Source organism: Brevibacillus sp. FIR094 (genome assembly GCF_050477165.1).
Classification (GTDB): domain Bacteria; phylum Bacillota; class Bacilli; order Brevibacillales; family Brevibacillaceae; genus Brevibacillus.
The window spans coordinates 22,112-34,318 of the sequence record NZ_JBEAES010000014.1; the positions used below are offsets into that span (position 1 = coordinate 22,112).

Genomic DNA, 12,207 nt, shown 5'->3' on the forward strand with positions numbered 1-12,207 from the left:
GTGGTAATCTGTAGCTAACGCTTTTGATTGGACGAAGACGGAGGGCATCATGGATATTCGACAGCTGCATTACTTTGTGGAAGTAGTCAAACATAAAAACTTTACGAAGGCCGCGCAATCCCTCCACGTCTCTCAGCCTTCTATCAGCAAAATGATCAAGGCACTGGAAGAAGAGCTAGAGGTAGTTCTGCTGGATCGGACGGAGCGGAAAATGGATCTGACAGACGCAGGGGAAATGGTCTACAGCTATGCGACCAAAGTGTTGCAGCTGATGGAAGGCATGTCGTCATCGATTGCAGAATTGCGAAATGTCGAGCGTGGTCGGGTCAAACTGGGTATGATGCCGACCGTGGGTTCTTTTCTCTTGCCGAATGTGATTGCCTTGTTTAAAAAGCAGTATCCAGGCATCGATATCGAGATGAAGGAATACAGCGCCAAGCTGCTTGAAATTCAAATAGAGCAAGGAAGCATCGATGTGGCATTAACCGTTCTTCCAACGGATCAGGAGAAATTTGAAGAGGTTCCCTTGCTCGCAGAGGACCTCGTCGCGATCGTTCATCGGGAGCATTGGCTCGCGGGAGCCGAAGAGGTGAGCTTGGAACAGCTTAAGGACGAGGCTTTCATTTTGTTTACCGAAGAGTACGCGATGCATGATGTAGTTCGCCAAGCGTGCAAGCTGTCCGGTTTTGAACCGAAAGTCGCTTACATGAGTTCTTTATGGGATTTTGTCGGAGAGATGGTGGCTACCCAACTGGGGATATCACTCATTCCACGCTCTATCGTGAGACGCTTGAATAACGGAAATTTGCACACCGTCAACATTTCCTACCCGGTGATTGACTGGCAGTATGCCTTGATTTATCGAAAAGAAGGGTATTTATCGCATGCGACGAAGGCTTTCATATCGTTTGTAGAGGAAATGTACAGCCATAACCAAAAGGAATAGAAATGATGATTTTTATGTATTGTACGAATGGAATCGAGACGGCTTAGAATGAAGGTAACTCGTTCAAAAGGTGACTTTTTGAACAACCTTTGTAGAAGAGCCGGGGTGGTCTCGATGAAAAGATGGTTCTCCATCATTGCACAAGTTTTGCTATTGTTCGGCTTCACCTGGCTCGGGAAATGGGTGAGCTCGTTTTTTCACCTTCCTGTTCCCGGCAGTCTGATCGGACTCGCGCTTTTGTTCATTTGTCTATATACCGGCTTGATTCGTCTACAGTGGGTGGAAGCAGGGGCGACTCTGTTATTCTCGCAGATGATCCTGTTTTTCGTACCATCGCTGGTCGGGATGATGCAATATCCATGGTTATTAGGAGTACAAGGATTGCTGGTGCTTGTGGTTGTCGTAAGCGGTTGTGCGCTTGTGATGATTTCGACAGGCGTTATTGCTGAGCGCATGTTCAATCGTGGAGAGGTGAAACAGCATGATCCTGTGGAAAACGTCTAGCGTGCTCCTGACACTTGTTTTCTTCTATGCAGCAAAACGGTTCAACAAGAAAAGACCGTCTCTGCTGTTTTCTCCGGCCATATTGGCGCCGCTTGGTTTGATTCTGTTTTTGCTTTTCGCAGGCATTCCTTATCAGGTGTACAGTGAAGCGACCTCGCTCATTAGTGAGATGATGAGCGTAGTCACAGTGGCGTTTGCGATTCCGCTGTATCGAAATTGGTCAGTGTTAATGGCGCATCGCCGGATGATTTTGACGAGTCTTGCTACGGGTTCCCTCATTGCTATCATTGCAGGTGTCTCTACGACGATGCTAGTCGGATTGGGAAAAGAAGCGGCGATTAGCGTCATTCCTCGCTCGATTACCCTGCCTATTGCGGTGAGCGTAACGGAGGCGATTGGCGGAATGCCTACGATGACGGCAGTTTTCGGCATGCTGACCAGCTTTGCAGGCGTTTTTTTGGCTCCTAAAATCATCAAGAGAATGAGGCTCCGTCATCCTGTTTCCATCGGCTTGATGTACGGAATGGGCGCACATGCGTTGGGGATGGTAAAGGCTTTTGAGCGTGGGGAAACAGAAGGAAGCAGTGCGACTTTGGCTGTGATCGCCGGAGCGATGATTACGGTGGTATGGGCATTTACCTTGCTGCCGGTGATCATGTCGTGGCTGGCTGTGTGAAGGAAGGGGCTGCTAGATGGCCCTTTTTTTATTTCACGAAAGTGCAACATGACCGCCCAAATGCTGGCGAAAGGTGTATGATAGAGGACAAATAAAAGCTCCATAACTCTTTCAACTTGGCAGGAGGCAACATGAGACCGCTATATATCGTCCTATTACTCTGTACCAGCTTCCTTTGGGGAGGAAATTTTGTTGTCGGTAAATTTCTTGTCGGGCACGCGTCTTCCTTGACGCTGACTAATTTGCGCTGGCTCATTGCTGTTGTTTGCTTGTTGCCAGTTGTTTGGATACGCGAAAAGCGGATTTTTCCAACGCGAGAGGCACTTCTTCCTTTGATAGTGATGGGAGTGACCGGCGTAGCACTTTTTAATTTATTCATGTTCTGGGCACTTGAGCGGACAGACGCGACTAATGTCGGGCTATTGTCCACGCTGAATCCGGTTTCGATCGCGATTTTTTCCTTTTTGCTGGTAGGTGAAAAGATTCGACCGCTGCAGATTGTCGCGATGCTTGTCTCGTTTGCAGGCGTGCTCGTGGTGATGACAAAAGGAGACTTCGCACACTTGTCTCAATTGCACTTTAACACGGGTGATTTGTGGATGCTCGCCGCTGTCGCCATGTGGGGGATTTACTCCGTATGCGGACGTTGGGCGATGAATACAGTCTCGCCGATGATGTCCACACTGTACTCGGGGATTTTCGGTGTCGCGTTGATGCTGCCCTTTAATGTCACCACATTTACGATTAGCAACACAGACTGGACGTTCTGGCTGTCGCTGTTCTACGTTGGTGTAATGGCGACTGTCGTCAGCATGGTGTTGTGGAATATCGGTGTACAAAAGGTGGGCGCAACCTCAGCCGGTATGTTCCTCAATTTCAATCCCATTTTTACGGCCATTCTCGCATTTCTTTTGCTCGGGGAGCGTATGACTATCATCCAATTGCTCGGCAGTGTGATCGTCATTGTCGGCTGCTATATGTTCTCGCGTTTAAAACATGTCACGACTCCGAAAGCACATGCAGTCAAACAAGCACAAGGCTAAAAAGGGATCCCTCGTCTGGTCAAACAGGCGGGGGATTTTTTTATTAGAAGGTACCGATTAGCGCACAAGGCTAGTGAGAAGAAAAAGCACAGGGCTCGTAGACCATGACAACGCCTACCCAGTCGGAACTACAAAAGGGGGACCACGCTTGTCGAACACTTCTCCCTTGAGAATCTTCCGCCCGTAGGGTGGCTTTGGCTCGACGGTCCCCTTTTTGTAGTGGAGACGTCCAGTGAATCCCTCCTGCTGGCGTGTCAGAGTCGAAGAGACCTGTGCTTTTTCTTTTCCTCCACTATGTTCCGTGCTTATCTGATGGTTTTTCTTAGTCGATCACTTGGACATGGGCATTCGCATACAAATAAGAAGGACAGTGTGTGAAGGGGAGGTTGTATATGATCGTCATAGCGGGGAGACCAGCTAATCCCGCCTCGTTGGCAGCGGAATGGGGATTAAATCCGGTACAGCGTGAAACAGTAGCGATTATGGCACGAAGTGATGAAGTATTTGAATATCCGACTCCTGAGCTCCTGCAATTTGAACTGAAAATGCGCGATCATCTGGTGAGGTCTGCCTTGGCACTGAACGAAAGCGGCCTGGCCTTTTCTACTTTTGAAGAATCTCGTGCCAATCCAGCATACTGGATTCGAACAGACCAGGGCGGATTCCGCTTGCGACCGGGAGTGCTGCCATCCAGCGGGATTATCAATATTTTTCGTGAGGGCCATAAATACGCCACCGAGTGCGCTACAGCGATGGTCGTTATTATTTATCATGCAGTCCTACAGTCCATTCGTTTACCCGATTTTGAGAGAATGTTTTCGGACATCTTGCTATATGACTGGCGGTACGATCAGGATCTGGACTTGCAAACCTTGAGGACAAATACCTTCTTGCCTGGCGATGTGATTTATTTTGCCAATCCTGATTACGATCGCGCGACACCTCAGTGGCAAGGAGAAAATGCAGTCGTGCTCGGCAATGGCTTGTATTACGGGCATGGTGCGGGGATCAAACGAGCGAGTGAGATGGTAGCATTTTTGAATGAACAACGAAGAGCGGGAGCAATGAGGTCTGCCTATCTGGTCAATCAGGCGACTCGGCCTGGCTTCTCCTACCTGTTTCCCTACGACAATGGTCGTTCCACCATGCGAGCTTCCGGACTTCCCATACAAGCGAGCAGTCGAATTACAGCACAGATCGGTTCTTTGTCTTGGGAGTGGTAAAACGAACAAAAGCCTCCTGCCATAAATGCGGCGAGAGGCTTTTTTCACTCATTAAGTGTGTATTCAGGAGAATCGCTTCCAAGAAAACATAGACAGGTCCAGGGAAGATGCTCCTTCTACTAGCAGTTGACTGGTCGCTTCCCCGATCGCACTGGCGAATTTAAAACCGTGCCCGGAAAAGCCTGCTGCAAATACAAGCTGTGGATGTTCAGGATGACGGTCAATGACGAAATGCTCATCCGGTGTCATGGTGTAGATGCATACCCTGCCTTGTCGCAATGGTCCGGCGGCCCCAGGCATATACGCTTCCAAAAAAGAGCGAACATCGCCTTCGTCTGACAAATAGGTGCCAAAGGTGCGTTCCAGTTTATCGGGATTGATGGCTTGTCCTCCGTCATGGCGTCCGATTTTTACACCACTGCTATCAAAGCTGGGAAATCCGTAGAACATGGAATCATGAAGGCGAAAGATGAAAGCGGGAAAGCCATCTGCATTGTACTGGCTCTCATCTGCACCAAACCAGGCAACCGTTTTGCGTGTAGGCATAAGCGGGATAGACAAGCCCAATGAGTCAAGGAGAGAACCATTCCAAGCGCCGGCGGATAGAAGGACTTTATCGCCGTGGTAGCTGGCAGATTCCGTATGCACGATGAACCCATTATCTACTGGCTCCAACTGCGTGACTGGTGTGTTCGTCAACAGTGTAGCTCCTGCGGCAAGGGCGAGCTCTCGATAGGCGCGAATGCCGTTTTCGGAATAAAGCACACCCGAAGTAGGCTCCAGGCAGCCGTAGTAATCAGCAGGCAGATGGATTCCTGGCCAGCGTTGCATGATCTCATTGGCAGGAAGTACTTCCAAGGGAAGGGAGTACTGGTCGGCGCTCTCCCGAATTTCATTCAGGAAAGTACAATTCAAGGGTCCAGCGCTCAAAACACCTGTTTTGGCGAAGATCTGCATGCCGGATGCTTGTTCCAATTCTGACCACAATTGTTGCGCTCGCAACGCAAGTGGGACGTATTGTTTTCCTTCTCCATACGCATGGCGAATGATACGGGTATCCCCATGATGACTGCCCATCGTATGTGGGGGATCAAAGGCATCGATCATGAGTGTACGCACGCCCTGCTTTGCCAGATAGTAGCCAGCTGCCATTCCCATCGATCCTGCTCCAACAATAATGACGTCGTAGTTTTGCATCAATCGTCCTCCATTCCGCTTTATTTTCATCTATCTTACAGGAGTTTTCTGAATTGTGGATTATCATTTTTGTGTTAAGATCAATTTTTTTGTGCGCAATAAGGTTTATTCCATCTGTTGGGAGGGAAAAGGAGATTACGCTATCATTCATATGTCGAGAAAAGTGGTGTTTACGAAATGAAATGGACGATCGGAAAAAAATTGGGTAGTGCGTACGCACTGATCCTGATCATCATGCTGTTTATGGGGATCACGACCATTACCAAGATGCAACAGATGAATCAGAAGATGGTGGAAATGAATACGAATTGGCGCCCAGGTCTGGAAGATATTTTGAAGATCAACATGACACTGGAATTCGCTTATGGACTTACACAAACCATGCTTACGACAGAGAACATGGATGACAAGAACAAGTATGGACAGCAAGTCGATGAGCAATTTGCCTATATTGACGGCTTATTGACCAGCTATGAAAAAACGATTTTCGGTGAAGAGGACCGTAACAATTTTGAAGGATTGAAGCAGGCGCTGAAAAAATATGAGGAATTCAGTCCGCAGTACGTGGCAATCGCCAAAAAGGTTGATATCAGAAGGCCAGCTACCGATGCAGACATGGCCGAGCTGGATCGCATCAAGAAAAAAGGCAGTGAATTGTTTTTAGAGCGTAAGAAATATTTGGATGCAATGATGACGTATAACAGTGAGGGAGCACAACGCGCTGGTACGGAAAGTGCGGAACTGTATGAGTCAGTCAAACGGGACATGATTATTATCATGGTTATCTCTGTTATTGCGTGTGTAGCGCTGGCTGTCGTACTGACTGCGAGCATCCGTCGACCGATCTTGCGTTTGATGGAAGAGATGAAGAAAGTTGCTGATGGCGATTTGCGTGTGGAGCCATTGGTTGTCAAAAGTCGGGATGAGATTTTGGATCTGACGAATTCGTTCAATGAGATGACCAGCAGTTTAACTACTGTTATTCGTCAGGTAGGCGGAACTTCCGAGCAGGTAGCCGCATCGGCTGAGCAATTGACGGCAAGTGCAGATCAGACGAGCAGGGCCACCGAACAGATTGCTGTTACTGTTCAAGAGGTGGCAACAGGCGTTGATCGCCAGGTAGCGAGTGTAGAGAATGGGGCGAAATCCATTGATGATATGTCACGAGGAATTCGTCAAATCGCAAATAACGCACAGCAAACCTCCAATATGGTGAGCGAAGTCGCCAACATGGCGGGAGAAGGGAACCAGTCGATTCAGGCAGCGGTTCAACAAATGAATGCGATCCACGCTTCCATGCGTGAGCTCTCATCCGTGGTAGATGGTCTGGGCAATCATTCTCAAGCAATCGGAGAAATCATCGAGGTCATTACAGGCATTGCGGATCAGACTAATCTGCTCGCCCTCAATGCAGCGATTGAAGCAGCACGCGCAGGAGAGCATGGACGTGGATTCGCGGTTGTAGCAGATGAAGTGCGGAAGTTGGCAGAGCAATCGGCACAGTCTGCTCAAAAAATCGCGCAGTTAATCAGTACGATTCAGACAGATACAAAAGTCGCCGTCGAATCGATGGAAACAGGCACCCGAGAAGTACAAGAAGGAATTCGCGTCGTTCATCGTGCAGGAGAAACGTTCGGTCAAATTCAGAACTCGATTGGCACAGTAGCCGACCAGATTCACGATGTGTCTGCATCTGCCCAGGAAGTGTCTGCTCATTCCGAACAGGTCGTACAAGCGATGGAGCTCGTCAGCGAAGTTTCTGACTTGACTGCTGATGGCACGCAAAACGTTTCCGCGGCTACACAACAGCAACTCGCTTCCATGGAGGAAATCGCTTCCTCAGCGACAGCTCTTTCCAATATGGCAGAAGAGCTACAGCACATGATTCGCCGATTCAAGGTGTAGGCATAGCGGAATAAACGAACGCAAAAACGCCAAAGTGATTGGCGTTTTTTTTTTTAGAAAAAGTTAATCTTTAGGAAATAGTTCATTAAGAACAGGTTTAGTAGGAGTTTATCTCTTCCGACTACGATAGATTCAGAGGGTTGATCCCCCATCGTAGACAAGGAGATGATCGTATGAAGAAAACGAAAAAGCACCTCTCACTACTTTTACTCGCGTTGATGCTTGGAACAGGGGTAGCGGTTCCTTTCAACGTTCTGAACATGGATACAGTAGCGAGAGCAGCCTCCTATGATAAGCAGGATGACAGAGAAGCTATCGAGGTAACGAGGATCAAGTCTCTGAATTCGATTACACTCGAAATCACCTTTGCAGAGCCACTTAGCTCAACAGAAGTCGAACTAAACAACGCGCTAAAAAACTTCGAATTCGATAACGACCTGACCATTCGAAATGTTCCACAACGAAAAACAGGATTCGAATCTACCTACATCGTACCAACTACTCCGCAAGAGGAAGGTACAACGTATACCTTCACTTACAAAGGCGAGGAAATGGGTACTTTTGAGGCAAGCGATGAAAAAATTAACATGCGAGAAGCACGTCAAGTGTCCAATGATACGATTAAGCTAGAGTCTCGTCTAAGTGACCGCGTAACTGATTACGGAAATGTGATCGAAGCATATGCAGGCAAACGAGGCGGCCTTGATTTTGAATTGGATGAGGACAACCGTTACAGAGGGAGAGAATACCAAATCATCTCGTCCTTGCGCGGTACAGAAGTAACCTTGACACCACGAAACGGTGAACCGATCATTGCCACATACGTTCCGTTTACCCAAAATACAGATGGTGTTCAAGAACCGAAATTCCGCCTGCCAGCGGGAGAAGAATTGGAGCCAGGTGTGACCTACACGGTTTCTGCTGATTGGGCTGATTTCCGTGATGTTACCTTTACAGCGAAAGATGTTGATCCACTTACCATCCAATCTATAAAAGCAACGAATGAAACTACACTCGACGTAACTCTGCGACGCGATCCGCGCGAAGAGATTTTTCCACTCCGCCGCATCACATTGACAGCTCCAGATGGAACAGAGCTGGTTGCCCAATACAAATTTACGACACGCAATGGGGCAACGGGAACGTTTGAAATCATGGACGGCGAGGAACTGGAGTCGAATGTCACCTATCAGGTAGAACCAGTAGGCGAATGGGCTACGGCGCGAAACGTGTCTGTTACAACGGATGCCCAACCTGATGAAAATGCAGAAGTACAGAGCATGAAGTCGCTCAATCCGATCACAATGGAGGTTACCTTCTCCGCTCCACTCGTAGCGGAAGATCTGGCACTGGCAAAAGCTCAGGAGAATTTCCAATTTGATAACGGTTTGACCATTCGTAATATCCCGCAGTTAAAGACAGGCACAATAGCTACCTACTATGTACCAACGACGCCTCAGAGTTCTAACATGACGTACGCGTTGACATACAAGGACGAAGTGGCTGGTACTTTTGAAACGAACAGTGACTTGATTGATATGGTTGAAGCTCGTCAGGTAGCGTACGATACGATTGAGATTGAATCAAGCCTGCGCGCTGGCGTAACAGACTATGAAAATGTGATTGCGTCTTATGCCGGCAAGCGCAATGGTCTAGACTTTGTGTTAGATCAAAACAATCAATATCGGGGAAAGAACTACGAAATCATTCCATCGCTGAGAACGGCACAAGTGTACATCACGCCAGAAGGTGGCGAGCCAATCGTTGCGACGTATGTTCCATTTACACAAGCGACAGATGGCCGTCAGGAACCAAAATTCCGTTTGCCAGCAGGTGAGACACTGATTCCAGGCGTAGAGTACACCGTTACATCGGATTGGGCTGCTATCAAAGATTCCAAGTTTACAGCGAAAGCGATCAATCCACTGACGATTCGCTCCGTAAATGAAGTAAACGCAACTACGCTGGAAGTAAGATTGAGCAGTGATCCGCGTGATGAACTGTTTGCTTCCCGACAAATCAAATTAACAGCACCGGATGGAACTGAGCTGGTTGCTCAATACAAAGTAACAACACGCAAAGGCTCTACTGGAATCTTCGAAATGATGAACGGTGGCAAGCTAGAACCAAATACGATGTATTCCGTTACGCCTGTAGGGCAATGGGCAGGTCTTACCTTCACGACAAAGTAATCACGAACAAAACCGCTAAGAGGCAATCTAAGCTCGGTGTTTAACCGGGCTTAGACCTTTATCACAATGACGAACCGAGGAGGAATGTACGATATGTATCGACTCATTCTCACTGCGATCCCATTCGGCATGCTGTTGACTGGCTGCATGGATGAACCGACAACAACAGCCCCGACAGTCACGACAGCACAGCAACAACAGCAGCAACCAACACAACCACCTACACCACCGCCGCAGCAACAGTCCCAAACAAGTAAAAAGCCAGCTCTGTCTAAAGAGGAAATAAAAGCATGGAACAATAAATTGCTCGAAGCCGCAGTCGAGGGCAAAACCGATAAAGTCAAGGCTAGCTTGGCAGCAGGGGCTGAGATAAATGCACAGGATGAGCGTGGAAGAACAGCGGCGATGGCTGCTACACACGGCAACCATGTGGAAACCGTGAAAGTTCTCATTGAAGCAGGAGCTGACATCAACATTCAGGACGACCGGCAAGATAATCCGTTCTTGTATGCGGGAGCAGAAGGATACCTAGAAATCTTGAAGCTGGTCATCGATGCAGGTCCAGATACGAAGATTTACAACCGCTTCGGAGGAACTCCTTTGATTCCAGCGGCAGAACATGGGTATGTGGAAGTAGCAAAGGAACTTCTTACCCGGACGGATGTAGACGTCAACCATGTGAACAATCCGGGCTGGACAGCATTGATGGAAGCAATCGTATTGAATGATGGCGGAAAAAAACAACAAGAGATGGTCCAACTGTTAATCGACCACGGTGCTGATGTGAACATCCCGGATAGCGAAGGAAAAACGCCACTATATCGTGCAAAAGAACGTGGCTATGACGAGATGGTACAAATCCTGCAAAAAGCTGGAGCACGCTAATTTGCGGAGGTAAGCATACATGCATACTTCGAGCGCGATGGAAATAATCCTCGACTAGAATAAGTCGTAGCAACAGCGATTCTAGTCAAAGGAGGCTAGGTTCATGACTAGCCATACGACCATCCAACCGAAGATTTTGTATTACGGAACTCCTGTCGTCCTGTTAACGACTGAAAATGAAGATGGAACAACGAATATCAGTCCCATTTCATCGTCATGGGCGTTGGGGAATTATGTCATTCTAGGACTCGGGTTTGGCTCGCATGGATTGGAAAATTTGCGTCAGCGGCCCGAGTGTGTTATCAATTTGCCAGATGCCTCCATGTGGCAGCTAGTAGAAGCATTGGCTCCGCTCACAGGCCGCAATCCCGTACCCGCCTATAAAAAAGAACTGGGCTTCCGCTATGAAGCGGATAAGTTTCAGGCAGCCAATTTGACTCCTGTTGACTCTACGATCGTTCGTCCAAAGAGAGTGGGAGAATGCCCGCTTCAACTCGAAGCAGTCGTCCGCACAATCCGTTTTCCGGAATATGCCGACATGTTTGCGATTGTGGAGACAGAAGTGCGTCACGTCCATGCAGATAAACAGATTGTCCAAAGTGCTCATCACGTGAACCCTCAAGCATGGAATCCGCTGATCTACAACTTCCGCCATTATTTTGGTCTGAGTGATCAGTTGGGAAAAACATATCGATCGGAAACGTAGAACGTCAAAAACGCCAGGTATTTGGCGTTTTTTTATTTCTGTATGAAAAATATGGTATATTAGGTGTTGCCGAATATAATTAGTTAATACCTAAAAATAGCGGGGTGAAAAGATGCTTGTCTGGATGTTGCGAAAAGTAATGGCAGAACGAGGAGTTTGGACGGGAGCCGCTTTAGCAAGGCTGTTGAAAGAGAAAGCAAACTACAGTCTGTCTCCAGCCTCTATCAGTGCTTTACTAACCAGTCAACCCAAGCAAATGAAAGCCGAGACACTTGATGCACTCTGTACAGCTCTGGAGTGTACACCAAATGACTTGTGGGCATATACACCACCTAATAGAGTGAAGGGAGCATAAAAAGATGGCAGTGAAACAGATTTTGCCTTTTGGAGACCCGATCTTGCGCAAAGTAGCCAAGCCAGTGGATGAACTGAATGCAAAAACGTTCAAGTTACTGGATGAGATGGCTGAAACCTTATATGCTACGGACGGCCGTGCTGGCCTTGCCGCACCACAGGTTGGTATTCTTCGCAGAGTGATTGTCATGGATTGCGGAGATGGATTAATGGAGCTCATTAATCCGGAAATCATAGAAAAGAGTGGCGAACAAATCGGAATGGAAGCTTGCTTATCTTTTCCGGGTTACTATGGCAATGTAAAGAGAGCCGAGCATGTAAAGGTAAAGACGTTGAACAGACAAGGTGAGGAAATGATCCTTGCAGCAGACGGATTCCTTGCTGTTTGTATGCAGCATGAAATCGACCATTTAGACGGAATTTTATTTGTGGATCATGTTCAGGAAAAATGGCTGTATCATGAAAAAACAAGACAAAAAATTGATTTACTGGATGTGATCCGCTTAACAAAAAAGGCCTAACAAAAAGGCGTACCGACTCCTTTCGGGAAATATGATAGTAGAAGGCCGTTTGTTC

12 protein-coding genes are annotated in these 12,207 nt (G+C 47.8%); 11 read left to right on the forward strand and 1 reads right to left on the reverse strand.

The window, feature by feature from the left end:
* Positions 1 to 49: 49 nt before the first annotated feature.
* The 5 genes from ACQ5DJ_RS14235 to ACQ5DJ_RS14255 all read left to right on the forward strand — a co-directional run bounded on the left by ACQ5DJ_RS14235 (position 50) and on the right by ACQ5DJ_RS14255 (position 4,392).
* The gene (locus ACQ5DJ_RS14235; RefSeq protein ID WP_429843047.1) at positions 50 to 946 is read left to right on the forward strand and encodes a LysR family transcriptional regulator; all 897 of its coding nucleotides are present in this window, start codon (positions 50 to 52) and stop codon (positions 944 to 946) included.
* Positions 947 to 1,060: 114 nt separating this feature from the next.
* Positions 1,061 to 1,450, forward strand: a complete 390-nt coding sequence (locus ACQ5DJ_RS14240) for a CidA/LrgA family protein (RefSeq protein ID WP_392428670.1) — start codon at positions 1,061 to 1,063, stop codon at positions 1,448 to 1,450.
* Positions 1,428 to 2,126, forward strand: coding sequence for an LrgB family protein (locus ACQ5DJ_RS14245; protein ID WP_429843048.1), 699 nt, complete (start codon positions 1,428 to 1,430; stop codon positions 2,124 to 2,126). The genes ACQ5DJ_RS14240 and ACQ5DJ_RS14245 overlap by 23 nt, the downstream gene beginning before the upstream one ends.
* Positions 2,127 to 2,257: 131 nt before the next feature.
* Entirely contained in the window at positions 2,258 to 3,169 is a 912-nt protein-coding gene (locus tag ACQ5DJ_RS14250; protein ID WP_429843049.1) for a DMT family transporter, read from the forward strand.
* Positions 3,170 to 3,561: 392 nt separating this feature from the next.
* Positions 3,562 to 4,392: a protein-glutamine gamma-glutamyltransferase gene (locus ACQ5DJ_RS14255; protein WP_429843050.1), complete on the forward strand. Its 831-nt coding sequence runs from the start codon at positions 3,562 to 3,564 to the stop codon at positions 4,390 to 4,392.
* Positions 4,393 to 4,455: 63 nt separating this feature from the next.
* On the opposite strand, the gene solA is transcribed toward ACQ5DJ_RS14255, so the two are convergent.
* The gene (solA, locus tag ACQ5DJ_RS14260) at positions 4,456 to 5,589 is read right to left on the reverse strand and encodes an N-methyl-L-tryptophan oxidase (protein ID WP_429843051.1); all 1,134 of its coding nucleotides are present in this window, start codon (positions 5,587 to 5,589) and stop codon (positions 4,456 to 4,458) included.
* 177 nt (positions 5,590 to 5,766) lie between these two features.
* Here solA and ACQ5DJ_RS14265 point away from each other — a divergent pair, with 177 nt between their 5' ends.
* The 6 genes from ACQ5DJ_RS14265 (at position 5,767) to def (ending at position 12,152) form a co-directional block, all read left to right on the forward strand.
* A complete protein-coding gene (locus ACQ5DJ_RS14265; protein ID WP_429843052.1) occupies positions 5,767 to 7,494 on the forward strand; it encodes a methyl-accepting chemotaxis protein in 1,728 nt (575 codons plus the stop codon).
* Positions 7,495 to 7,667: 173 nt separating this feature from the next.
* Positions 7,668 to 9,686, forward strand: a complete 2,019-nt coding sequence (locus ACQ5DJ_RS14270; RefSeq protein ID WP_429843053.1) for a hypothetical protein — start codon at positions 7,668 to 7,670, stop codon at positions 9,684 to 9,686.
* Between the two features lie 93 nt (positions 9,687 to 9,779).
* Entirely contained in the window at positions 9,780 to 10,571 is a 792-nt protein-coding gene (locus ACQ5DJ_RS14275) for an ankyrin repeat domain-containing protein (protein WP_429843054.1), read from the forward strand.
* Positions 10,572 to 10,674: 103 nt separating this feature from the next.
* The gene (locus ACQ5DJ_RS14280) at positions 10,675 to 11,277 is read left to right on the forward strand and encodes a flavin reductase family protein (protein WP_429843055.1); all 603 of its coding nucleotides are present in this window, start codon (positions 10,675 to 10,677) and stop codon (positions 11,275 to 11,277) included.
* 112 nt (positions 11,278 to 11,389) lie between these two features.
* A complete protein-coding gene (locus ACQ5DJ_RS14285; RefSeq protein WP_007722000.1) occupies positions 11,390 to 11,632 on the forward strand; it encodes a helix-turn-helix domain-containing protein in 243 nt (80 codons plus the stop codon).
* Positions 11,633 to 11,636: 4 nt separating this feature from the next.
* Positions 11,637 to 12,152: a peptide deformylase gene (gene def / locus ACQ5DJ_RS14290; RefSeq protein ID WP_392428467.1), complete on the forward strand. Its 516-nt coding sequence runs from the start codon at positions 11,637 to 11,639 to the stop codon at positions 12,150 to 12,152.
* The last annotated feature ends 55 nt before the right edge of the window (positions 12,153 to 12,207 follow it).